This window comes from Pseudomonas sp. F007 (genome assembly GCF_057814275.1).
The window spans coordinates 652,061-673,357 of record NZ_JBVATA010000002.1; the positions used below are offsets into that span (position 1 = coordinate 652,061).

21 protein-coding genes are annotated in these 21,297 nt (G+C 59.8%); 9 read left to right on the forward strand and 12 right to left on the reverse strand.

Going from position 1 to position 21,297, the window contains the following annotated elements; translation table 11 throughout:
- Positions 1-2 precede the first annotated feature (2 nt).
- The 12 genes from ACZYR5_RS07190 to ACZYR5_RS07245 all read right to left on the reverse strand — a co-directional run bounded on the left by ACZYR5_RS07190 (position 3) and on the right by ACZYR5_RS07245 (position 12,269).
- Entirely contained in the window at positions 3-1,835 is a 1,833-nt protein-coding gene (locus ACZYR5_RS07190) for a S9 family peptidase (protein ID WP_489088550.1), read from the reverse strand.
- Positions 1,801-2,970 (reverse strand): pyrroloquinoline quinone biosynthesis protein PqqE, encoded by a 1,170-nt coding sequence (pqqE, locus tag ACZYR5_RS07195; RefSeq protein WP_489088549.1) that lies wholly within the window; start codon positions 2,968-2,970, stop codon positions 1,801-1,803. Before pqqE ends, ACZYR5_RS07190 begins: the two co-directional genes overlap by 35 nt.
- A complete protein-coding gene (pqqD, locus tag ACZYR5_RS07200; protein ID WP_489088548.1) occupies positions 2,942-3,217 on the reverse strand; it encodes a pyrroloquinoline quinone biosynthesis peptide chaperone PqqD in 276 nt (91 codons plus the stop codon). Before pqqD ends, pqqE begins: the two co-directional genes overlap by 29 nt.
- Positions 3,214-3,966, reverse strand: a complete 753-nt coding sequence (gene pqqC / locus ACZYR5_RS07205) for a pyrroloquinoline-quinone synthase PqqC (protein ID WP_489088547.1) — start codon at positions 3,964-3,966, stop codon at positions 3,214-3,216. Before pqqC ends, pqqD begins: the two co-directional genes overlap by 4 nt.
- A gap of 136 nt (positions 3,967-4,102) precedes the next feature.
- The gene (gene pqqB, locus ACZYR5_RS07210) at positions 4,103-5,014 is read right to left on the reverse strand and encodes a pyrroloquinoline quinone biosynthesis protein PqqB (protein WP_489088546.1); all 912 of its coding nucleotides are present in this window, start codon (positions 5,012-5,014) and stop codon (positions 4,103-4,105) included.
- 85 nt (positions 5,015-5,099) lie between these two features.
- The gene (gene pqqA, locus ACZYR5_RS07215; RefSeq protein ID WP_003194766.1) at positions 5,100-5,174 is read right to left on the reverse strand and encodes a pyrroloquinoline quinone precursor peptide PqqA; all 75 of its coding nucleotides are present in this window, start codon (positions 5,172-5,174) and stop codon (positions 5,100-5,102) included.
- 137 nt (positions 5,175-5,311) lie between these two features.
- Complete coding sequence (gene pqqF / locus ACZYR5_RS07220) at positions 5,312-7,777, reverse strand: pyrroloquinoline quinone biosynthesis protein PqqF (RefSeq protein WP_489088545.1); 2,466 nt, start codon at positions 7,775-7,777, stop codon at positions 5,312-5,314.
- 48 nt (positions 7,778-7,825) lie between these two features.
- The gene (locus ACZYR5_RS07225) at positions 7,826-8,620 is read right to left on the reverse strand and encodes a carbon-nitrogen hydrolase family protein (RefSeq protein WP_489088544.1); all 795 of its coding nucleotides are present in this window, start codon (positions 8,618-8,620) and stop codon (positions 7,826-7,828) included.
- Positions 8,621-8,632: 12 nt separating this feature from the next.
- Positions 8,633-10,315: a flavin monoamine oxidase family protein gene (locus ACZYR5_RS07230; RefSeq protein ID WP_489088543.1), complete on the reverse strand. Its 1,683-nt coding sequence runs from the start codon at positions 10,313-10,315 to the stop codon at positions 8,633-8,635.
- A 140-nt stretch (positions 10,316-10,455) separates the two neighbouring features.
- The gene (locus ACZYR5_RS07235) at positions 10,456-10,917 is read right to left on the reverse strand and encodes an Lrp/AsnC family transcriptional regulator (protein ID WP_489088542.1); all 462 of its coding nucleotides are present in this window, start codon (positions 10,915-10,917) and stop codon (positions 10,456-10,458) included.
- Between the two features lie 58 nt (positions 10,918-10,975).
- Positions 10,976-11,776, reverse strand: a complete 801-nt coding sequence (locus tag ACZYR5_RS07240) for a lipopolysaccharide biosynthesis protein (RefSeq protein ID WP_489088541.1) — start codon at positions 11,774-11,776, stop codon at positions 10,976-10,978.
- Between the two features lie 253 nt (positions 11,777-12,029).
- The gene (locus ACZYR5_RS07245) at positions 12,030-12,269 is read right to left on the reverse strand and encodes a DUF6429 family protein (protein ID WP_489088540.1); all 240 of its coding nucleotides are present in this window, start codon (positions 12,267-12,269) and stop codon (positions 12,030-12,032) included.
- Between the two features lie 505 nt (positions 12,270-12,774).
- Between ACZYR5_RS07245 and ACZYR5_RS07250 the strand changes: the two genes are divergently transcribed.
- The 9 genes from ACZYR5_RS07250 to ACZYR5_RS07290 all read left to right on the forward strand — a co-directional run bounded on the left by ACZYR5_RS07250 (position 12,775) and on the right by ACZYR5_RS07290 (position 20,991).
- The gene (locus ACZYR5_RS07250) at positions 12,775-14,094 is read left to right on the forward strand and encodes a tyrosine-type recombinase/integrase (RefSeq protein ID WP_489088539.1); all 1,320 of its coding nucleotides are present in this window, start codon (positions 12,775-12,777) and stop codon (positions 14,092-14,094) included.
- Positions 14,095-15,103: 1,009 nt separating this feature from the next.
- Positions 15,104-15,805 carry a hypothetical protein gene (locus ACZYR5_RS07255; protein ID WP_489088538.1) on the forward strand — a complete coding sequence of 234 codons (702 nt, stop codon included), beginning with the start codon at positions 15,104-15,106 and terminating at the stop codon, positions 15,803-15,805.
- Positions 15,802-16,044, forward strand: a complete 243-nt coding sequence (locus tag ACZYR5_RS07260) for a hypothetical protein (RefSeq protein ID WP_489088537.1) — start codon at positions 15,802-15,804, stop codon at positions 16,042-16,044. The genes ACZYR5_RS07255 and ACZYR5_RS07260 overlap by 4 nt, the downstream gene beginning before the upstream one ends.
- On the forward strand, positions 16,041-16,349 hold the full coding sequence (locus ACZYR5_RS07265; RefSeq protein ID WP_489088536.1) for a hypothetical protein: 309 nt from the start codon (positions 16,041-16,043) through the stop codon (positions 16,347-16,349). Before ACZYR5_RS07260 ends, ACZYR5_RS07265 begins: the two co-directional genes overlap by 4 nt.
- Before the next feature lie 3 nt (positions 16,350-16,352).
- The gene (locus ACZYR5_RS07270) at positions 16,353-16,625 is read left to right on the forward strand and encodes a hypothetical protein (protein WP_489088535.1); all 273 of its coding nucleotides are present in this window, start codon (positions 16,353-16,355) and stop codon (positions 16,623-16,625) included.
- A complete protein-coding gene (locus ACZYR5_RS07275) occupies positions 16,622-18,844 on the forward strand; it encodes a DUF927 domain-containing protein (RefSeq protein WP_489088534.1) in 2,223 nt (740 codons plus the stop codon). The genes ACZYR5_RS07270 and ACZYR5_RS07275 overlap by 4 nt, the downstream gene beginning before the upstream one ends.
- 252 nt (positions 18,845-19,096) lie before the next feature.
- A complete protein-coding gene (locus tag ACZYR5_RS07280; protein WP_489088533.1) occupies positions 19,097-19,963 on the forward strand; it encodes a hypothetical protein in 867 nt (288 codons plus the stop codon).
- Positions 19,960-20,322 carry a hypothetical protein gene (locus ACZYR5_RS07285; protein ID WP_489088532.1) on the forward strand — a complete coding sequence of 121 codons (363 nt, stop codon included), beginning with the start codon at positions 19,960-19,962 and terminating at the stop codon, positions 20,320-20,322. The genes ACZYR5_RS07280 and ACZYR5_RS07285 overlap by 4 nt, the downstream gene beginning before the upstream one ends.
- A gap of 258 nt (positions 20,323-20,580) precedes the next feature.
- Positions 20,581-20,991 (forward strand): response regulator, encoded by a 411-nt coding sequence (locus ACZYR5_RS07290; protein WP_489088531.1) that lies wholly within the window; start codon positions 20,581-20,583, stop codon positions 20,989-20,991.
- Positions 20,992-21,297 lie beyond the last annotated feature (306 nt).

A 21,297-nucleotide genomic window follows, 5' to 3' on the forward strand; every position in this document is an offset into this window, starting at 1 on the left:
GATCAATCTGCGTGGCGCCGCATCACCTCGCGATAAAACAGCCACTCCTGCTCCAGTGCATGGGCCTGGTTGCTGGCCTTGCGAAAGCCGTGACGCTCATCCGCGTAGTAGTGAGCTTGGGCAGGAATGCCGTTGTCCTGCAGGGCCTTGAGCATGTCGCGGGTTTGTTGCGGGACGACCACGGCGTCCAGTTCACCCTGGAAGAAAATCACCGGCACCCGAATATTTCCGGCATGCAGCAGCGGCGTGCGGGCGGCGTAGCGTTCGGCGTCGGCCTGCGGGTCGCCGATCAACCAATCCAGGTAATCGCCCTCGAACTTGTGGGTCGCGCGCCCCAGGGCGACAGGATCGCTGACCCCGTAAAGGCTTGCGCCGGCACTGAACACCTGGTGAAAGGCCAGGGCGCACAGGGCGGTGTAGCCACCGGCACTGCCACCGCGAATGAACGCCTGCTCGCCATCGATCAAGCCCTGTCCGGCGAGGTAGCTGACCACCGCGCAAGCGTCTTCGACATCCACCACGCCCCAACGCAAATGCAACGCCTGCCGATACGCCCGGCCGTAACCACTGCTGCCGCGATAGTTGAGGTCGGCCACGGCGAAGCCGCGCTGGGCCCAATACTGGATGCGCGGATCGAGCATCGGATAGCAGGCTGAGGTCGGCCCGCCATGAATGAATACCACCAGCGGCGGTTTCGCTGCACCGCCCATGGCCGGATAAAAGAACCCGTGGGCTTCACCCGCACCGCTGGGATAACGCAAGGTTTGCGGGCGGCTGATCTGTTCGGCGGGCAGTAACGCGACGCCACCGGCCAGCACCTTGACCTGGTGACTGCGACGATCAATGGCCACCACCGCCGAAGGGCTGACCGGCGAGGCGGCAATGGCGTAGATGTGTTGCTCATCCAGCGCCAGGTTGCGAAAGCGGCTGAAGCGCCCGGTGTAGTCGTCGAGCTGCTCACCATCACGGATAGCCAGGCGGCCAAAGCCTTCAAGGGTCCAGCTCGCCAGGTACTGCTCGGGCCCCAGCGCCAGCCAGCTGCTGCCCCCCAGTTGCCAAGGCGCCGGCGCGTGATCCGCCGCGCTGCTGGCGAGCGGCTGCAAACCTGATTCAGTCTCGATCCACGGCTGCCAGAAGCCGCCGCGGTCGGTCAGGCAATACAAGCGCCCGGCGGCATCGAAGCGCGGTTGTTGCAGCGACTCTTCGAAGGTCGCGCCGGCCACGCAGTGCGGCGCAGTGAAATGGCCGTCGGCGCCACGTTCGGCGAGCATCAAGCGTGTTGATGTCCAGGGTTGATGTGGACGACTCCACTCGATCCAGGCCAGTTGTCGGGCGTCGGGACTCAAGGTCGGTGCAGCGTAAAAATCAGCACCCTCTGTCAGCAGGTGGCGGTGTCCATCAAGCAGATCGATGGCCACCAGCCGGTGCTGTTTGCCCTGTTCCTCGACGGCCAGGACCTGGCCGTTGCTGTACTGCAGATCGCCGTAGCGACAGTCACCCGAAGTCAGCGCCTGTGGCGTTTCACCCGCCAGGGACTGGCGATAGAGTTGCTGGTCGGCCTCGTTGACGAACACCACGCCATCATCGCTCAGGCAGAACGAACCACCGCCGTACTCATAGACCCGACTGCGCACGCTGAACCCCGTGGGTGTCAGGCAAACGGCGCGACCGTCCTGCCAGTGCCAGATTCGGCAGGCCGCGTCTTCGGGGCGGTATTCGTTCCAGAACACGCCCTGGCTGCCGACCCGCAAGTCGGCAAAATCGACACCAGCGGACACCGCTTGCAGGGCGCTCAAGGCGTCAGCCTTTAACGATGAGGTGAGAGTTTCGTTCATTGCGAAAGGCCAGTTGTTCGATGGTCTGGGTGGCGTGCTCGGCTTCTTCGCGGGCCTTGAGGATCACGCCGTGCTGAGGGGATTTGCTGCACACCGGATCGGCATTGCTCGCATCGCCGGTGAGCATGAACGCCTGGCAGCGACAGCCGCCGAAGTCCTGCTCTTTCTCATCGCAGGAGCGGCAGGGTTCCGGCATCCAGTCGTAGCCGCGGAAGCGGTTGAAGCCGAACGAGTCGTACCAGATGTGCTGCATGCTGTGCTCGCGCACGTTGGGAAATTGCACCGGCAGTTGTCGGGCGCCATGACAAGGCAGCGCAGTGCCGTCCGGCGTCACGGTCAGAAAAATACTGCCCCAGCCGTTCATGCAGGCTTTCGGACGTTCTTCGTAGTAGTCCGGGGTGACGAAAATCAGCTTGCAGGGATGGCCCTCGGCCTCGAGTTTCGCCCGGTATTCGTTGGTGATCCGCTCGGCGCGTACCAGTTGCTCGCGGGTCGGCAGCAGGCCCACGCGGTTGAGCTGGGCCCAGCCGTAGAACTGGCAGGTGGCGAGCTCGACGAAGTCGGCTTCGAGGGCAATGCACAACTCGATAATGCGGTCGATCCTGTCGATGTTGTGCCGGTGGGTGACGAAGTTCAGCACCATCGGATAGCCGTGGGCTTTCACCGCGCGGGCCATTTCCAGCTTTTGCGCGAAGGCTTTTTTCGAGCCGGCAAGGAGGTTGTTCACCTGCTCGTCACTGGCCTGGAAACTGATCTGGATATGGTCGAGACCGGCCTTCTTGAAGTCGCTGATTTTCTGTTCGGTGAGGCCAATGCCGGAGGTGATCAGGTTGGTGTAGAAGCCCAGCTTGCGCGCCTCGCCGATCAGTTCGGCGAGGTCCTGGCGCACCAGCGGTTCGCCGCCGGAAAAGCCCAACTGCGCGGCGCCCATCTCCCGCGCTTCGCGAAACACCTTGAGCCATTGCTCGGTGCTCAACTCCTTGCCTTGCTCGGCGAAGTCCAGCGGGTTGGAGCAATAGGGGCATTGCAGCGGACAGCGATAGGTCAGCTCGGCAAGCAGCCACAACGGCAGGCCGATCTCGGGCTTGGCCGGCAGGGCCGATGGCTCAGCCGAGTTCGATCCAGTGCTGTGCACGGGCGACCTCCATGAATTGCTCGATGTCCTCGCCCAGCTCCGGCACCCCGGGGAACTGCTGGTCGAGTTCATGAATGATCGCGGCAACATCACGCTGGCCGTCGATCAGCCCACCAATCAGCGCGGCGCTGTCATTGAGCTTGATCATGCCTTCGGGGTACAGCAGCACGTGGCCTTTTTGCGCCGGTTCGTACTGGAAGCGGTAGCCAGGGCGCCAGGTCGGGGTTTTGCTGCGGTCGAAACTCATAGGGCGATCCCTTTATGCCAGACCCGTTGTCCGGTCACGCTGTGATAAGGCGGGCGATTCAGTTCGTAGGCCATGCTCATGGAATCGAGCATGCTCCAAAGTATGTCCAGTTTGAACTGAAGAATTTCCAGCATGCGCTGCTGGCCTTCATAGGTGGTGTAGTGCTGCAGGGTGATCGCCAGCCCATGCTCGACATCGCGCCGCGCCTGGCCCAGGCGGGTGCGGAAATACTCATAGCCGGCCGGGTCGATCCACGGGTAGTGCTGTGGCCAGCTGTCGAGGCGCGATTGGTGGATCTGTGGGGCGAACAGTTCGGTCAGTGAGCTGCTGGCGGCTTCCTGCCAATTTGCGCGACGGGCGAAGTTGACGTAGGCGTCCACGGCGAAACGCACCCCGGGCAACACCAGTTCCTGGGAGCGCAGTTGGTCCGGGTCGAGCCCGACGGCCTGGCCCAGGCGCAACCAGGCTTCGATGCCACCGTCTTCGCCGGGGGCGCCGTCGTGGTCGAGCAGGCGTTGAATCCATTCGCGACGGATCTCTCGGTCCGGGCAATTGGCGAGGATCGCCGCGTCTTTCAGGGGAATGTTCACCTGATAGTAGAAGCGGTTGGCGACCCAGCCCTGGATCTGCTCGCGGGTGGCCCGGCCTTCGTACATCGCCACGTGATAGGGGTGGTGGATGTGGTAGTAGGCGCCCTTGGCGCGCAGGGCGGCTTCGAATTCGGTGGGGGACAGGGGGAGTTGGGTCATTGCAGGGCTCCGGGGATGGCCGGTGGATTCTGGGTGTCTGCTCGGGCGCCTTCGCTGGCAAGCCAGCTCCTACAGGGGTTTGGAGGTGTACACACGACCCCTGTGGGAGCTAGCCTGCTAGCGATAGGGCCATCTGCTACAACTCGATACTCATGCCGTCAAACGCCACTTCCACATTCCGCCGCACCAGCTCCGCGCGCTCGGGCGAGTCCTCGTCAAGGATCGGGTTGGTGTTGTTGATGTGGATCAGCACTTTGCGCTGTTTGGGGAAGTGCTCAAGGACTTCAAGCATGCCGCCCGGGCCGTTCTGCGCCAGGTGGCCCATCTCCCGGCCGGTGCGAGTGCCGACGCCGCGACGCTGCATCTCGTCGTCGTCCCACAGGGTGCCGTCCACCAGCAGGCAGTCGCTGTCGGCCATGATCTCCAGCAGCGGCCCATCGACCTTGCCCAGGCCCGGGGCATAGAACAGTTTACCGCCGGTGCGCAGGTCCTCGACGATCAGGCCGATGTTGTCGCCCGGGTGCGGGTCGAAGCGGTGTGGCGAGTAGGGCGGTGCGGCACTGCGCAGCGGCAGCGGGGTGAAGCGCAGGTTCGGGCAGGCCGGGATGCTGAAGCTCTGGTCCAGCTCGATGCGGTTCCAGTTCAGCCCGCCATTCCAGTGGTTGAGCATGGTGAACAGCGGGAAGCCGCTGCTGAGGTCTTCATGGACCATGTCGGTGCACCAGACCTGATGCGGACAACCTTCGCGCAACATCAGCAGGCCGGTGGTGTGGTCGATCTGGCTGTCCATCAGGACGATCGCGCCAATCCCGGTATCACGCAGGGCGCGGCCGGGCTGCATCGGCGCAAAACCCTGGAGTTGCGCGCGGATGTCCGGAGAAGCGTTGCACAGGACCCAGTTCACGCCGTCATCGGAAATTGCGATGGACGACTGCGTGCGCGCCTGCGCCTTCAGGCTGCCGTCGCGAAAGCCCGCGCAGTTGGCACAGTTGCAGTTCCACTGGGGAAAGCCGCCGCCCGCCGCGGAGCCAAGGATCTGGATAAACATGGGTGCTCCAAGACATCAACGCTGAAAATGAAAACGCCCCGGGTTGGCCGAGGCGTGATACCGCATGTTCTACCCGAAGGCAGGATCAACGGCTGGCGAAGTACATGGTGACTTCGAAGCCGATACGCAGATCGGTGTAAGCAGGTTTGGACCAGGTCATGGGACTACTCCTTCAAGCGGGTGGGACGAATTAACCTATACATATAGTCCACCTCCAGCAGGAGATGTTTAGATGCTTAGGTGCCTATCTTACTGAAACGTTTCTGCTTATTGCAGTCCTCTCGTGAAGAAAAGCCGTTACACCGACGGTAATGATCCCGGGGTTGCCTGCCAGCCTGGCGGGCAGGCAGCGCTGGCCAAGGCTCTGCAACCGCCGTCGGCCTGGCTCAGGCGCCGTGCGGCCTCAAGCAGGTCGCTGCGTTGCAGTTGCATGATGGCGTGGCGCAACTGAGTCAGGTAGTCCGACGAGTGGTTGGCCAGTTTGCCCTGCCAGAGCAGCTCGAATGCCTGGGGCAGCGTCAGGGTCTGGCTGTCCAATTGCCCTGCGAGGCTCTGCAACTGATCGACAAGCGTCTGATCGGTGAGGCTGTCGATCAACTGCGGCAGGCGCTGCAGGAAGGTCTGGGTATGTTCCAGTAGCTCGTCGACGCTGACCGTGGGCGACTGCACGCCGAACAACAAGCCGGTCTGCCCGTTGATTTGGCGCACCCCGCTGAACACCGCATAGCCCAGTTGCAACTCGACCCGTAGGCGCTGGTAGTAGGGCGTCTGGCAGAGGTGGGCGAGCATTCGCCAAGCGGCTTCGTCAGCCAGTGCCTGAGTGGGTGTGGGACAAAACAGCAGGAGTGCAGATTCGTTGCCTTGGCCGGGGTATTCGCTCCACAGGCGTTGCCCACTGATCGAAGCTGCTGGCGGCAACTGATTGGCCGGGTTGCCCGGTACCCGCGCGAGCACGCGGGTCACGGCGCTTTGCACACTGACGGGCAGCCCTGCAGCCAGGCCGTGCCACTGTGCGCTGGCCCAGAGGGAGGGCAGGTCCTTGGGTGCGGACGCGGGTACGGCTCCCAGGCAAACCTGCGGCAGGGCCTTGAGCAGTTGTCGAATCGCGATCAGCGGCGCCGGTGCCGAGGTGGCCTGCCAAGGCTCGGCATCCGGGGTCGTCAGCTGCTGCAGTGCCTGTTCCAGAATCGCCGGCATCGGCTCATGCCAGCCGCTGAGTTTGAGCAGCCATTGATTGCCGGTTTCGCTGAACGACAGCTCGACCCCGGCCTGAACGGCGTCGTCCATCAGTGATTGCAGGCTACGCGCCAGCGCAGCATGCAGGTCGCTCGCCGGCGCTGCTTCGAAATGCCAGCTCAGACACAGCGCGCCTTCGCCGCTGTTGTCGGGCAAGACCTGGCCGAACTGCATGGGCGAGCGCTCGCGACGTCCACGAGTACGGTCCTGGGCAAAGGTGCGCAGGCCTCGGTGCGCGCTGGTTTGCCCGCGAATCAGCCCGGCGGGCGCCGCTGTTTCGGCGCTGCGCAGGAAGGCATTGGCGGGCGGCAATTGCCAGTCAACGGTGGCGTTATCCACAGCCTCGGGATTGAGTTGCTGCAAGATCGCGTCGAGCGTGGTCACCAGGTGCTCGGACGCCGAGCGCTGTAGCAAGTCGCTATCGAGGCGGGTGAGGGCCAGGGCATTGCTTGATTGGCCCTTGCGCTGTTGCAGCAGGGCGTATTCTTCGCGCAACGTCGGCCAGTCTGCCTTGCGGGCAAAGAAGTTCAGCCAGTCGTTGAGCAGGGCCTGAATGTCCTCGATGTGTTCGTGACCACTGTCGCCTAGACCGAACTCGATGTGCAGCAAGGCTTGGCCGGCAAAGTGGTAGAGCGGCTTGGCGGTCAGGCTGTCGACCCACTGGCGCTGGCGCAGCTCGGCGAGCAGGCCGCCTGCTTTCGAGGCATTGAGCCAGGTGCAGAGGAAGTCCAGTGCCTGTTCGGCGCCGTCGGGTAGCTCATGCAGGGCAAACAGCAGGTTGAGGCGATTGCCGTCAGTCTGTTGATAACGCTGCTCGGCCGTTGTCAGCAAGGCGGGCGCAGGCGCTTGTACTTGTTGTTCGCCGCTGGGGAGCGGGGCGCTGAGGGTGTGTGCCAGCTGGCGCAATTCATCCACAGGCTGCGGGCCGACCAGGCTCAGGGTCATCTGCCCGGTCTGGTAGAACTGCCGGTACCAGTGGCTCAGGGCCTGTTGGAACTCGGGATCTTGTACCGCCAGGCTGGCGCGGTTACCGGCATGGAAACCGCGCAGGGGATGATCCGCGGCCAACCCGCTGAACAGTGCCTGATGCTGTTGCGCCGCGGCATCCTGCGACCAGGCAATGAATTCCGCCTCCAGCACTTCGCGTTCGCGCAGTTGCTCGGCAGGATCAAGGCGGGCATTGGCCAGCATGTCGCCCAAACGCTCCAGCCCGCCGGCGAAGGTCTGCGGCGACAATTCGAAAAAGTAGTCGGTGCTGCGCTCGTTGGTACGCGCATTCAACTGGCCACCGTGACGTTGTATGTAGGCCATCAAACCGTCGGCGGCAGGAAAATGTTCAGTGCCGAGAAACAGCAGGTGCTCAAGGAAATGCGCCAGCCCCGGCCAGGCCAGCGGTGCATCGTGGCTGCCGGCAGCGACCCGCAAGACAGCGGCGCTGCGTTGCAAACCGGGGACGTGACGAAGCGAGACCCGCAGGCCGTTGGCCAGGGTTTCGTGGTGGGGGAGAAGGTGGATCGGCGCAGGCATGAGCACTTCCGCAACTGGGTAAGTGCTCATGCTAGCGAAAAGCCGGGGTCAGCGCTTGTCCGGCTCGCCGTACAGCTCGGGACGCCGGTCGAGGAAATAGCGGTTTTCGGCGCGTGATTTGACCATCAACGGCCGATCGAGGGTGCCGACGATCAGCGCTTCATCCAGTCCGGCCTGGGCGATGCGGTTGCCATCCGGCGCGGCAATGCTGCTTTGGCCGCAGTAGTGGATCTGCTCTTCGTTGCCGCAGTAGTTGGCATAGGCCACATAGCATTGGTTTTCGTAGGCCCGCGAGCGCACGGTGACGTCGGCGATGAAGTCGAAGGGGAGCATGTTGGCCGTCGGCACCAGGATCAGCTCGGCACCGGCCAGGGCCAGGCGCCGGGCGTTTTCCGGAAACTCCAGGTCGTAGCAGATCAGGAAACCAAGCTTCCAGCCGTTGAGCTGGACGATCGGCAGTTGATCCTCCCCGGCACTGAACATCGAGCGATCGAGGTCACCAAACAGGTGGGTCTTGCGGTAGTTGCACAGGCGTTCGCCTTTCGCGTCGATCAGCTGCACGGCGTTGTAGATCTGCCCGTCCTCGGCACGCTCGGGATAGCCATAGACAATGGCGATCCCGGCGGCCTTGGCGATGCTGGCGATCTGCTGTGCCGACTCACCGTTGTACACCTCAGCCAACGCGCCGACTGCTTCGACGCCGATGTTGTAGCCGGTCAGGAACATCTCCGGCAACACCAGCAGGTCGGCGCCGCTGGCTTCATTGACCACCTGTTTCAGGCGCTGCAGATTGCCAGCGACGTCGAGGGGCAGCGGTGGGCATTGGTAAAGGGCTACACGCATCTCGGATTCCTCTTACTCGGGCAGGGCAATCGGCCCGATCTCGTTGAACACATCACCCGGCCCCGGGTTCTCGGCGTGCGACTGCCCGCCGAAGTGGTTCATGATGCCCCAGACGGCGTTGAGCGAGGTCTGCACTGCGCCTTCGACCCAGGCCGGGGTCCAGGATACGTCATCACCGGCGATGAAAATCCCGCGCTGTTCGGCCGGCATGTCCTGCTGCATGAAGTGCGCATACATCCGTTGGTTGTAGCGGTAGTGACCCGGCAACGCGCCTTTGAACGCGCCAAGGAAATGCGGGTCGGCTTCCCAGGACACGGTGATCGGGTCGCCGATGATCCGCGCAGCGATGTCGACTTTCGGGTAGATCTTTTTCAAGGCATCCAGTGCCAGTTTCACCCGCTTGTCGATCGGCTGCGGGAGCATTTTCAGCGCGTCGCTCATCCACGAGTACGACAGGCAGATGACGCCGGGCTTGTCGTCGCCGTTGTCGAACAGGTAGGTGCCACGGGTCAGGCGATCGGTGAGGGTCATGCTCATCAGGTCGCGACCGGTTTCCGGGTCTTTGTCTTTCCAGAATGGACGGTCGACCATGACGAAGGTCTTCGACGATTGCATGTAGCGGGTGCGGTCCAGGGCCATCCACATCTTTTGCGAGAACAGCGATTCTTCACACTCGATCTGAGTGGTCAGCAGCCAGCTCTGACAGGTGGTCAACACCGCCGCGTATTCGCGGGTGTCACCCCAGTTGTCGGTGACGCTGAAGCGGCCATCGGCGGCGCGGGCGATGCGCTTGACCCCGGTGCGGGGTGCGCCGTTGTGCAACGAACTGAGGCTGGTGCCTTCCGGCCAGTGGGCGCAGCGTTGCGGCACATGGCGCCAGATGCCCAACGGTACCTGCTCGACGCCGCCGACCACCAGGTGCTGGTGGTCGTCGCAGTTGGTCATTACCACCCGGAAGATTTCCAGCATCGAGTTGGGGAAGTCCGAATCCCAACCGCCGGTACCGAAGCCTACCTGGCCAAACACTTCGCGGTGGTGGAACGACAGCTTGGCGAAGGCTTTGGATGTGGCGACAAAATCGTAGAAGGTGCGGTCGTCCCACAGCGGCACCAGGGTGTTCCACAGTTCCTTGAGGCGCGGCACGTCGCGGTCGCGGATCGCCTGCTGGATGTCACCAAAGCGCGAGCCGTCCTCCAGGGCATCGGCCCAGGCGTCGGCGACTTCCTGGAACAGGGCTGGCAGGTCGGCGAGCTTCTGCGCGTAGTGGGTCTGGCCTTCCAGATCGATCACCGTGCTGCCGGACGCCGGAGTCAGCGGGTTGGGGAAGGGCTTGGTTTGCAGGCCGAGCTTGTCGACGTAGTGGTAGAAGGCGGTGGACGACACCGGGAAACGCATGCCACCGAGTTCGGCGACGATTCCCTCGGTGCCTTCGAATGCCTGGGAACGCAGGCGGCCGCCCATTTTCGAGGCTTCGTAAACGACCGGTTTCAGACCCAGTTTCATCAACTCGTAAGCGGCCACCAGGCCGGCGATCCCGGCGCCGACAATCGCCACCTCGGCGCCATGGTTGTGCGCAGGGATGCTGCCCAGGCCGGCCGGGTGTTCGATCCAGTCGTCAAAGGCGAAAGGAAAGTCGGGACCGAAGATGGTGATCGGTTTTTTACCGTCTGCAGGATGGCGATTATTCTTGTTCATGGCTGACCTTGCTGGCGACTCGCACGGGAGGCTGAGTATAGGAAAAGACTGTCGCCATTCTAGGGAGCGTAGCGCACGTTAATAAGACGCAAAGTGTTGTCGTTTTGCATGTCTGTGATGCGTTATGACGAACATGTTGGTCAGATTGGTTGTGCGCGATCGATCTTGCTGCTGAGGATGATCGATGTGGTGGTCTTCTCGACGCCGTCGACACTGCCAATCTGATCGAGCAATTGGTCGAGTTGTTCGGGGGAGTCGGTGCGCAGCCAAGCGACGTAATCGAACTCGCCACTCACTGCACAAAGTTGCTGGACCTGGGCCATGCTGCTCAGGCGCCGCAGCACTTCCTTGCCGGAGCGCGGCTGCACAGTGATGCCGACGTAAGCCTGCAGGCCGCCGTCGACCACGCGTTGGCCGAGGCGCACGCCGTAACCGGTAATGACCTTGGCATTTTCCAGGCGCGCCAGGCGCGAGGTCACGGTGGTGCGGGCGATACCCAATTGCCGGGCGAGCATGGCGACGCTTTCGCGCGCATTGATTTGCAGGGCGGCAATCAGTTGCCGGTCGATTTCATCGAGCACAGGCGGGCGTGGGACAGGCAAGGTGTTCTCCGACACGGGTTGCGATGGACGAGCATGTTACATGCCGTCCCCGGCAGCGTCATGGCGGGCTGAGTAACGTCCGCAAGGCCGGGAGATCGATTTTCGGAATGACGCTGGTCGGAATGCGCGAGTTCTGCGACAGGTTGTACACCGCAAAGCGCTCGCCCATGACTTTCTTCTTCATCAGTTTCAACGACGGCAGGATGCGCGTGTGGAAGTGCTGGTCGAGACCGCAGGGCGACAGCACCGAGTCAGGTTTCTCATAGAAGCGCCCAATGGACTGGTCGAGGTCGACACCCACCAGTATCACTTTGTCGAAGCCCAGGTGGTGGGCCAGTTGCAGCGCCAGGTAGGCCACGGTCCGGGCATCGTAGAAGCCTTCGCTGAGGTTCTTGCTGAAGCCGATGCTTTTCGCTCGATGACCGAGCAGTGACTGACTCTGCACCAGGTTCTTGTTGCTCCTGAACAGGTAGTCAAGCCAGGTCTGTTTCGGGGCGCGCTTGAGGGTATACAACTGCCCCTTCGGCCGCGCGTTGGTGCGCCGCGCATATTCCGCCCACAGAGCCACTCGCTGGCTGATCTGCATGGCGTGGTCGAAAAATTCAGGCTGCTGGCTGGGAAAGCTCATGTCCGTACAGATGTAGAAGTACGGCTTGATGTCCGTGCCCTTGAACAGCGAAATCGCCCCGTTCATGGTGATCATCGGGAGATGGGCGAACGCTTGTATCGGAAACTCCCGGGCAGAAATGCCGGAGGCAATAATGAACACCGCACCGGATTCGGTGTTGCGACACTCATCGAAATCACGGGCGTGACTCAATCGGGAGTCAACGAATGGCTGTACCTGAACTGCATCCATGTTCGGTGTCCGATAATTGTGCGGTGGGTTGATCGTGGGTGCTCAGGGTTCCTGGAAGCTGATGCGCTGTTGCGTGTACGAAGCTCGAATCTAACAAAACAATGCAGAGGCGACCAACCTCAATGTGTGGGAATGGTCGGGCGGTCGCAAATTGGGGGGGTAAGTTGCCGAGGATGCGGTGAGAGAGCGGGTACCCCCAAGAGGTTCACTGCTGGGTAGTAGCGATAGGAAACCAGGTGTCTGAAACTGATCTTTACTCCTCTTGGGCTCTGGCTGCGAATAGCCGTTCAGCGATCTGCCGCCCGCGCTCCAGCCCTTCATCGGTCAGCCATATGGATTTGTTCCTGTTTACCGGATCACTGATGAAACCCTGTTCATGCAGTCGGTTCATTATCTCGAAGTCGAACCCTTTCCATGTGTTGCCGCTGTCGGAACTGAAGGCTGCCAGCAGGGCAAGGACAGCTTCTTCAATCAATTGGTCGTCGTATTTCATGATCGTCCCTTCGCACGTTTTTCTCATCGTAGCCCTCAATCGAAGTAGCTTTAGAGGCGCCGATGGTTGGCTTGTTAGCGTGCGGCCGATGGCATGTGCACCAAAAGGGCTATTCGGCTCACTGTCCACGTTCGGTGTTGATTCGGATTGGCGGCTGTGGATTGCTCGTTGGTTTTCGAACGCGTACGAAAAAGCCGCGCAATGCGCGGCTTCGAAGATGGTGGGCCCACACGGACTTGAACCGTGGACCAAAGGATTATGAGCGAGCCAAGTAGGCTTTTCAGCATGTCTCATCAGTTGTCATATAACTGAGCAAGTCTAATAAAAACAATGACATGAGTTAGGTCAGTGTCTTTCTGTGTCTCACTACGTACCCTGAGTTTGCATGCGAAACGGGGAACGAACGGGGAAAAGAATGACGAAGCGAACTCGCCTTACAGATCTTGAAGCCCACTCGGTGAAGACAAGAAAATCGGAGCCGGTGGGGTCGAGAGGAAGAGGATCATTGCTACTCGAACGCAAGGCATCGGGTGTTATCAACGCCTATTATCGAGAGCGCACTCCTAAAACTGATCAGCGCCTTTCACTGGGAACACTCGCGAGAAAACCCCGCCCTGGTACAGACGAGCGCTCCTTGGATTCGTTGAGAGCAGACGCCATGCAAATGGCAATCAAGGTCGGCGCTGCAGGTGGAATGACTCAGTACCTTGAAATGCTGGTGGAGCAAGATGCGAAGGTCGAGTCAGAGAAAGCTAAGCTCAAGCGCCAAGCCGAGATTGCAGCCAGGCGTGGCACCTTTGGCGACTTGCTCGACAGTTATATAAGTCACATGGAAGACGCAGGCAGGGTGAGCGCCAAAGAAATATCCAATATGTTTAAGCTGCATGTGAAGAACTATCACCCTCAGATGGTGGCTCGACCTGCTGCTGACATCGAGCCGGAGGATATACAACTGGTTTTAGCCGGTGTGCTTGGGCGTAAACCCAAGGGGAGGGGAATAGGGCACAGGGCTATCGGTACGGCATTCAATGGAATGCGTACCACGTGTGACAAGCTCCGTCGCTACCTGCAAGCTGCATTCAGTTACGCCGCTAGCGCTCACCTTGCGCCAGAGCGCTTGGCTAATGATGGGAAAGTCTTTTCTATCCGCTCCAATCCAGTCCGAGACATTCCCGTCACGCAAGGCACGGGCCAAGGAAACACTGAATCGTTGACGCCTGCCGAACTGGGGGAGTTGTTACGTCATCTCGATACTCTTCCGGCGCGACATACTGCCGTAGCCAAGGCTTTGATTTATTTGGGGGGGCAGCGGTTAACACAGCTTTGTGCCGTGCCTTGGGAAGCTGTTACCGAAAACACCATCAGCCTTTTGGATTGTAAGGGACGTAAGGTTCAGGCATGGGAGCACCTGCTGCCTATCACAGAGCGAATCAGTGAAATCATGCAGCCGTTGCTTGCTGATCGTATTGGGCCCGGTCCGTTCTCGTTTACTCCCGGCTTGGTGGCGAATCCCAACACGCTGAGCAACATCTTTATCGATGCTGGGAGGGCGCTTTCTGCTGCTGGCAAGTCCCAAACGTTCACCTGGAAGAATGTTCGTGTGACGGCTGAGACATTGCTTGCGCACCAGGGCGTGAGTGTCGAGGTTCGGGCGTGGCTACTTTCCCACGGCCGTAGTGGTGTGCAGGCTAAGCATTATGATCGATACAGTTATTTACCTGAAAAGCAGGCCGCGCTGGAGAAATGGGGTCACTACCTCGATAGTTTGGCCAGTGGTAAGGAACAAGTTGGTAACGTGGTGTTACTTTCTCGGCGGAAAGGTTAGATATTGTTTAGCCGGTGAAGTGATTCAGTAATAAACGTGCTGTGCCTTCGAGGGCGCGTGATAAAACTTATTTCGCTGAAGTTGCATGCTGTATCAATTAGGAAATAATAAATGGATGAAGTGTAGCGGGGCTGTAAATTACCCCTTAAAGGTGGATTTTACGTTGCGAGGAAATATATGAAGCTGTGAGTCCTCCATTGTCCTTTCGACGCGCTTCTGATGCCAATCGGTGGTGATCCGACGAACGGCGAATTTCCTTCTGGGGGCTGTCGTTACGAGCCTTAGCGGCTCAATATGCTTTCGCCTGATTACGCATGGTTACGCCTGATAACTTACGGGGAGTTCCTCGAAATTAGTTTTATGGTTCATGGGTGAGCACCTTGGGAATTCCGAAGCGAGTTCGTTGTTTTTGGTGATAGCTAGACATAAAAGTTGAGGTACTATATGACCGCACTTGCAACGGCCTGCTACAGATTGATTAAGTAGTTGCACTGTCGAATGCTGGATTTGCAGACATAGAAAAGCCCCTGGTCTTCGACCACCAGGGGCTGCTCGGTAAAGGACGCTAGAACGTCCTCTGTATACCAGCAAGCTAGTACACAATCCCGAGGGGTAGAAGCGTTAGAAGCGGCTTCGCGGCGAACTGTATTCCCGTAGTGAATAGGACACAACCTGTAGTTAATTACAGTGGTGCTATTTCCGATGGATAGCTACCTTGATCCTTTTGCGGGATCTGGTGGTATGCAGGCCGCCCTCTCGGACATATTCATGTTCGGAGATACTGGAAATGTCCTCAACCACCACCCGCAGTACTGTCTTACCAAATCTTCCTGTCCCTGGTGCCCGTGCTACCGCTGCTCAACTCTGTGCGAAGTATCAGGTTAGTCGTGCCACTTGGTGGAGATGGTCCAAGACCCCGGGTTTCCCTGAGCCGATCCGCTTTGGTCGCTCTGTCCGTTGGGATCCTGAGCCTGTCGATGCCTTCCTGACTCGTCAGGAGGCTTAATCAATGATCAACACTCAATCTTGCTCCCATGCAGGAACAGGCTTGGCCGCCTTGAAAAAGTCGACAGCCTTCTTTCGCAGCTCACGGTGTCTCGAAATAATCCGCGCAACTCGGCCGAACGATAAGCGGTACAAGGCGGGCTTTCGACAGCTTGGAGTTCACCGGTTTGGAAACGGAAGACCGGCCGGCGGCTCTCAAGTTGATAGGAAATCGAGGGTTGCATTCCAGGCGGCACAGGACTACATTTCGCCCGTCGCTGCAAATTCAGCGACCGGGTTTGGCGACCCGATGAAATCAAGGCGCTACAGCGCCCCCATTATGATTGCAGGCGCTTTTTTTACGCCTGTAATCCTGAGTTATGGCGGCTGTGCGTGGGATACCTTCGGGTATGCCGGGTCTCTTGATTCCCGGTTCGCCAACCTGCGTACAGCTGCCACCCCTAATCGTTTGGCGACGATCCGTGGCAGCTCCTCAAATCAAGGAGCTACACCCATGCAGCAGCATTTTCACGCCATCAATCCGTCCAGCAACCGCCTAGCTATCGCCGTCATTGGCGCCGAACTAATCGCCTATCGCATCAACCGCCTGCCCGAGCAACGTGCCCGCCTTCTTGGCCTAGTGCAGATGGCCGTTACCCTCGGTGCCCTGAACAGTACCGACCGCGCCACACTCGCCACCTCCCTGAACGGTGGGGTGACGCTATGAACACCCCTTGCCAAATCGCTAACGAGGCAGTCGATCTGATTGACGCCTCGATGGATCACATCGGCTGGCTCACCGCCTTGATGAGCGCCATTCGCGCCGACGTAAAGCACAACAAGGGGCGTGATCTCGAAAAACTGGCCGGTTTGGGCCATTTCCTGGGTAGCGATTGGGACAACTATCTGGACGAGCAATCCAAGCGTTTGCGGGCTCAACTTGATGCGATGGAGGTGTCGCTATGAATACCTTCCACAGCACGCCTGACACACCGATTGTTGACCTGAACAGCGATCAACGCCGCACGCTGATCGACCTCATTGAAGTCGAACGCAGTCACGCTTCCCACTGGTGGACGATGCTCAACGAAATGCGCCACCGCGGTGAGCTGCCGCACTGGGTGAAAGAGCAGACCGTCGGGGCCGACCCGGATCATGACCGCTGGTTAGCGGATTGCTCCAGCACCAATCAAGCGTTGTTCGGGCGCGCCTTCGTGCGCGGTGAAACCAGCCAGCAGAAGTTTCGCTGCCACGCTGAACTGAGGGGCTAACTCATGACGAATTTTCAACACTGCCAATCGGCGGTGACGCTCTCGGCTTATCTGGAGAAAGTCACCCAACTGTTTTTCGTCACCCATCCCAAAGTGCCCAAACCTTTGCTGGGACCGTTCTTGAGTGAGGCCGACGCGGAGTGCGGCCGCATGGTCATGCGCAGTGCCGATGCTGTTGTGAGTGCCCGATCGGTCAACTCGATTGACGTCGTCACCCTCGGGCATGCCGTGAACAATGGCCGCGTTTGCCGCGCATTCGCTGGGGAAAAGTCATGACCAGCACTGCCAAACTTTCGCTTGTGACCGCTGACCTGCTGCATTGCTGCGTGCTGCCCAGGCTGGAGGGAGTGAAAAAATCCGGTGCCGATAGTTTCATTGCCAAGTGCCCGGCGCATCAGGACAAGTCGCCGTCGCTGAGCGTTGCTACAGGCAGCGATGGCCGTGTGTTGATTCATTGTTTCGCTGGCTGCCAAACAACCGAGGTGCTCGCCGCTATTGGCCTTGAACTGAAGGATTTGTTTGCTGGAAGCCTGAGCGAATCAGCACGGCTCGAGTACAAGCGTAAATCACTCGAGAGCGCTCGCAATCAAGCTCGACTGATCCAGTCCATCGCGGCTGCGCAGCTTGATCGCGGCGAAGCACTCAGCGCGTTGGACGTGGAGCAGTTGCAAGCTGCTGTAGCGAACGAGCGCGAAGTGAGTGAACAGCTTGCCGGGCTGGAAATTGAACGCGTCATGCGTGTGGCCCCTGAGCGTCCCTGCTGGGGCGTGTACGAGCATTGGGTGATCAATGAGAAGGGCCGCAAGCTGCGCCCGGGTGTTTATCGGCACGGGTTCAAACGAGCCGCGGGCCAGGATGAAGATGACGTCGACAGCTACACCAACGACCGTCCGATCATTGACGAATGGATCTCCACACCGGTGACCGTCGCCGCTCGCACCACCAACAGCGACGATGGCAGTGAGGGGCGTTTCTTGCGCTTGCTCACCGACAGCGGCGTCAAGGAATGGATCATTCCCATGGAGGTGTTCGGCGGCAGCGGCGAGGATGCCCGCCGCCAGTTGTTCGGCATGGGCGTGATTATCGCCCTGAAGAAACGCAGTCAATTCATGGAGTACCTGCTGGAACAGCAGCCTGTCGATGTATTCGCCACGACCTCCCGTCCTGGCTGGCATGAGTCGGGAGCCTTTGTCTTGCCGGGCCGCACCCTTGGCAGCGACAAGGTGCGTTATCAGGCCAGCGGCAAGGGTCAGAATCTGTTCAGCGTTCGCGGCGAGCTGGCGCTGTGGCAAAGCGAAGTAGCCGCCAAATGTGCAGGCAATCCCGTGCTGACGTTGGCAATTGGCTGTGCGTTGGCGGGGCCTCTATTGAGTCTAGTTGGCGTACTCGGTGGAGGCGTACACCTGGTGGGCGACAGCTCCAGCGGCAAGTCGTTGGCACAGCTGATTGGCTCCTCGGTATGGGGTGACCCTGGCGTATTCGCCGCCAGTTGGGACATGACCAAGGGCGGCCTGGAAATCGAGGCGGCTGGACGCAATGACACCGTCTTACCGCTGGACGAAATCAAACGCGCCGATCCCAAGCGAGTTCAGGAGATGGCTTACTCGCTGGCCAATGGTCAGGGCAAGGGCACCATGACCCGCGAGCGTGAAGGTCGGGCCAAACTGAGTTGGCGCCTGCTCACCCTGTCGAGCGGCGAACGTTCGCTTTCCGAGCACGCCGCCATTTCCGGCAACGCTGCCCATGCTGGCGCCGAACTGCGCATGGTCGACGTGAATGCCGGTACTCGCGCCCACCGCGCCTTCGATGAACTGCATGGTCTCGAGGGTGCCGACTTTCACCGCCTGCTCACGGTGGCCGTGAGTGCCCATCATGGTCACTTGGGTTCAGCGTTCGTCGCGCAACTGCTCGCCAGCGACGACCGTCCCGGCCTGCTCGAAAACTTCGCCAACGTGCGCGCGAAGTTCGTCGAGGACAACGCTCAGGCCGGCCGCGTCGCCGACCGTTTCGCCGTGATCGCCTTGGCCGGAGAAATGGCCATCGCCTACGGCCTGCTGCCATGGGCACCGGGAAGCGCCCTGGCTGACTGCCAGTTGCTGTATGGCGAGTGGCTAACCCGGGTCGGCAGCGGCAATGCCGAAGATCGGCAGATCCTCGCTGGCATTCTCGACTTTATCGACAAGCACGGCAGCAGCCGCTTCTCCGATGTGGATGACCACACACCCGACTCGAAGGTGTTCAACCGCGCCGGTTATTGGGAAGTGTCCCTCGGTAAGCGCCTGTACCTGTTCAACAAGTCAGCGCTGGTTGAGGCGGCCAACGGCTACGGCCTGAGTCGTGTGGTCAAGGCGCTGGATGGGGTGGGCGCTTTTGCCAAGCGCGACACCGACCGAGACAGCCGCAAGACCAAAAAATATCGCCTGCCTGGTGGAGGGTCTGCGCGCCTGTATGTCGTCGATACCGAAGCCATGGACATGGAGGTCGCCCATGTATGACCACTCAACCTCAATGGCCGACTTCACAGGAACCTATTTTTGTGGGGAACGCGGGGAACAGTGGGAACAGCCAGTGTTTCCGGGGGCTTGGCGCGTTCCCCCTTATAGAAATGTTGGGGAACAGGGGGAACACACACCTGTTTTTCTATAAAGGACCACTCCTCTGCCCAGCGATCTGGTGGGAGGTGCTCGGCACATAGGGCTTGGCCAGCCGCCGATCCACCTCACTTATTATTTTTTGGAGAACCACCCATGACTGACAAGACTCAAGCCGCCAAACCCAACAACGCCAAATTGCTGAAGGAGCTGGAGAGCAAGAAAACCGATTGGGAGCGTGAAGTTGAAGTGCTCAAAGCGCAGATCGAACCTTTGCGCGAGTCGCTCGCCGGGATACCAATACGCTGTGATGATTGCACCTATGAGCAATGGCAGCAGCGACTTCAGTTGCAGAAAGAAGTCTCTCCCTTGGAGCAAGCCGCCTCGAGACTCAAGACGCAACTCGTGCACCTGGATAACGAAATCCATCGCCTGTTCACCCTGGTCAACGCCGACAAGCAAATTGCGGCTGGCTGCAAACGGGAGCAGGAACTGACGGCGGAGATTGCTCGCCTCCGGGAGGGGGCCGAGCGTGTGCGGAACTCCATCACTGACATTGAAGCCAAGCATGAAAGCGCCGCTACAAGTGCAGACATGGCGCTGCAACTGGCTGTGCAGGCACGTGCTCGAGCAACGGCCACGGGTGACTTTCTCGCCAATTCTGCCGCGGAGCAGGCGACGCAGGAAGCGACGGCCGAGCGCCAGCGGGCCCATCAAGCCAAGGAGCACGACGCGCCTCTGCTGACCGCTTTGCGGGCCGAAGCCGAAGCGATTGATGCTCAGATTAAGAGCGCGCTGACGGAGCAGGAGATTGTCCGGGAAAATGTCCGGACGTCGCAGGTGGCAAAGCTGGAGGATGCCTGGGATCAACAGGCGCTAGCACTGGTCACCATTGGCCGGCAACTGGTGAGCCTCGGCGGTGGAGATCCTTTACGCGCTCTGAAAATCCCCAACATGGCCGACCGTTGGATCTCAATTCTTTACCGCGATCTGCTCGAAGATTCGTCGGTGCTGCACGGATGAAGTCGGCTTTAGAGACCGTGAATCCATACCGTACATGGGTCAGTAATGCCGTCGAGCGGCCGTTGTGCCGAGACTTTAAAACAGTGGGCAAGCAGGTCGTGTTCTGGTCGGTGGTCTGCTGGGAGGCGGTCAAGGCAAATGGTGAGCGAAGCATTGTCCGTCCGTTTGCCACTGAGCAAAAGGCCCAATGGGCGGCGCAGGTACTGACTGTGCATTACCCCGGGCGTGTGTATGCACTGCTACGCCAGATCAGCGATAAGGAAGTCGAGGTCGCTCAGATGGAAGTCTTCGAGCGTTCAGTGATGGATGACGTGGTGGCCTTGGAACTGGCCGCCAAGTACGCGACAGCGCCGGATTAATCCTCTGGCTGTGAGATGAGAGCAGGCCGCTGGGTTCACCCCTGGCGGCCTTTTTATTTGCGCGCCTTGCGCAGTCGCGGACCTTCGACGGCTACTCCCGCTTACGACCCAGAGCCGTCGTTGCCTCACCCACCCACAACGTGCCATTTACGAAATTTACGCCGCCGAATGGCTGCGCAAAGTCGCGTAGAAAGCACCTACACTGGACACGTTGTCTATGCCTGTCTTGGAAACTCAAACTCGATTAAGGAGCCAGGGGTGCACAGAGAATGGGGAAAGCTCTCACTGATAATGGGATGGGCGATCGTTGTTGAGGACGACCCAACGGTACGCACGTTGATAGTCGAAATTTTGAACGAGATTGGCCTCCCTTCCTTGGACTTCGACAATGCCGATGATGCGTTGACCTACCTACGGAGCATGCCGGACGGTTGCTCACTGGTGATCTCGGATCAAGTTTTGCCAGGTCAACTTCAAGGTGCGGAATTTATAAGGATGGTGAAAGCGAAATGGCCCGTCACCGCTACGATTCTCACCTCGGGTTACAAGCTGGACGCCTCAGTAGTGCCCTACTCAACTACATACTTGGCCAAGCCCTGGTCTAGTGACGATCTGGTGATGGCCGTAGTCAAGCTGCTGCAGCCTGATCGCCCCCTCAAAAAACACTGAACTACGAAACGCACGCTGAACGATAACGCCGATTCGCTGTGTCGACTGGGTGAAGCCACCGGCCTGCACTCATGAAACGTGAAGCCGTTAGACCGGGATTCAAATTGTGCTCGGCTCAGGCAGACGGGTGTTAGATTCGGAGATTCTGAGAATCCTCTGAAGCCCTTACAGGACAAGGGCTGCAAGGGCTTTCAGAAAACAACCATAGGTAAGGATTTGAAAACCGCCTTATCGCTCAACGCCCGGCCTCATCCTCAGTCCGGGTTTCTGCCGTTGATGGGCATTGGTCGGACACATTGCATAGGC

Bases quoted from the DNA above. Each gene is read 5' to 3' on its own strand.
- pqqB (WP_489088546.1), bottom strand. From the start codon at position 5,014: ATGTTTATCCAGATCCTTGGCTCCGCGGCGGGCGGCGGCTTTCCCCAG.
- ACZYR5_RS07285 (WP_489088532.1), top strand. From the start codon at position 19,960: ATGAAGTCGGCTTTAGAGACCGTGAATCCATACCGTACATGGGTCAGT.
- ACZYR5_RS07260 (WP_489088537.1), top strand. From the start codon at position 15,802: ATGAACACCCCTTGCCAAATCGCTAACGAGGCAGTCGATCTGATTGAC.
- ACZYR5_RS07280 (WP_489088533.1), top strand. From the start codon at position 19,097: ATGACTGACAAGACTCAAGCCGCCAAACCCAACAACGCCAAATTGCTG.
- ACZYR5_RS07190 (WP_489088550.1), bottom strand. From the start codon at position 1,835: ATGAACGAAACTCTCACCTCATCGTTAAAGGCTGACGCCTTGAGCGCC.
- ACZYR5_RS07245 (WP_489088540.1), bottom strand. From the start codon at position 12,269: ATGAAATACGACGACCAATTGATTGAAGAAGCTGTCCTTGCCCTGCTG.
- pqqD (WP_489088548.1), bottom strand. From the start codon at position 3,217: ATGAGTTTCGACCGCAGCAAAACCCCGACCTGGCGCCCTGGCTACCGC.
- ACZYR5_RS07265 (WP_489088536.1), top strand. From the start codon at position 16,041: ATGAATACCTTCCACAGCACGCCTGACACACCGATTGTTGACCTGAAC.
- pqqF (WP_489088545.1), bottom strand. From the start codon at position 7,777: ATGCCTGCGCCGATCCACCTTCTCCCCCACCACGAAACCCTGGCCAAC.
- ACZYR5_RS07255 (WP_489088538.1), top strand. From the start codon at position 15,104: ATGATCAACACTCAATCTTGCTCCCATGCAGGAACAGGCTTGGCCGCC.
- ACZYR5_RS07230 (WP_489088543.1), bottom strand. From the start codon at position 10,315: ATGAACAAGAATAATCGCCATCCTGCAGACGGTAAAAAACCGATCACC.
- pqqC (WP_489088547.1), bottom strand. From the start codon at position 3,966: ATGACCCAACTCCCCCTGTCCCCCACCGAATTCGAAGCCGCCCTGCGC.
- ACZYR5_RS07270 (WP_489088535.1), top strand. From the start codon at position 16,353: ATGACGAATTTTCAACACTGCCAATCGGCGGTGACGCTCTCGGCTTAT.
- ACZYR5_RS07240 (WP_489088541.1), bottom strand. From the start codon at position 11,776: ATGGATGCAGTTCAGGTACAGCCATTCGTTGACTCCCGATTGAGTCAC.
- ACZYR5_RS07275 (WP_489088534.1), top strand. From the start codon at position 16,622: ATGACCAGCACTGCCAAACTTTCGCTTGTGACCGCTGACCTGCTGCAT.
- ACZYR5_RS07225 (WP_489088544.1), bottom strand. From the start codon at position 8,620: ATGCGTGTAGCCCTTTACCAATGCCCACCGCTGCCCCTCGACGTCGCT.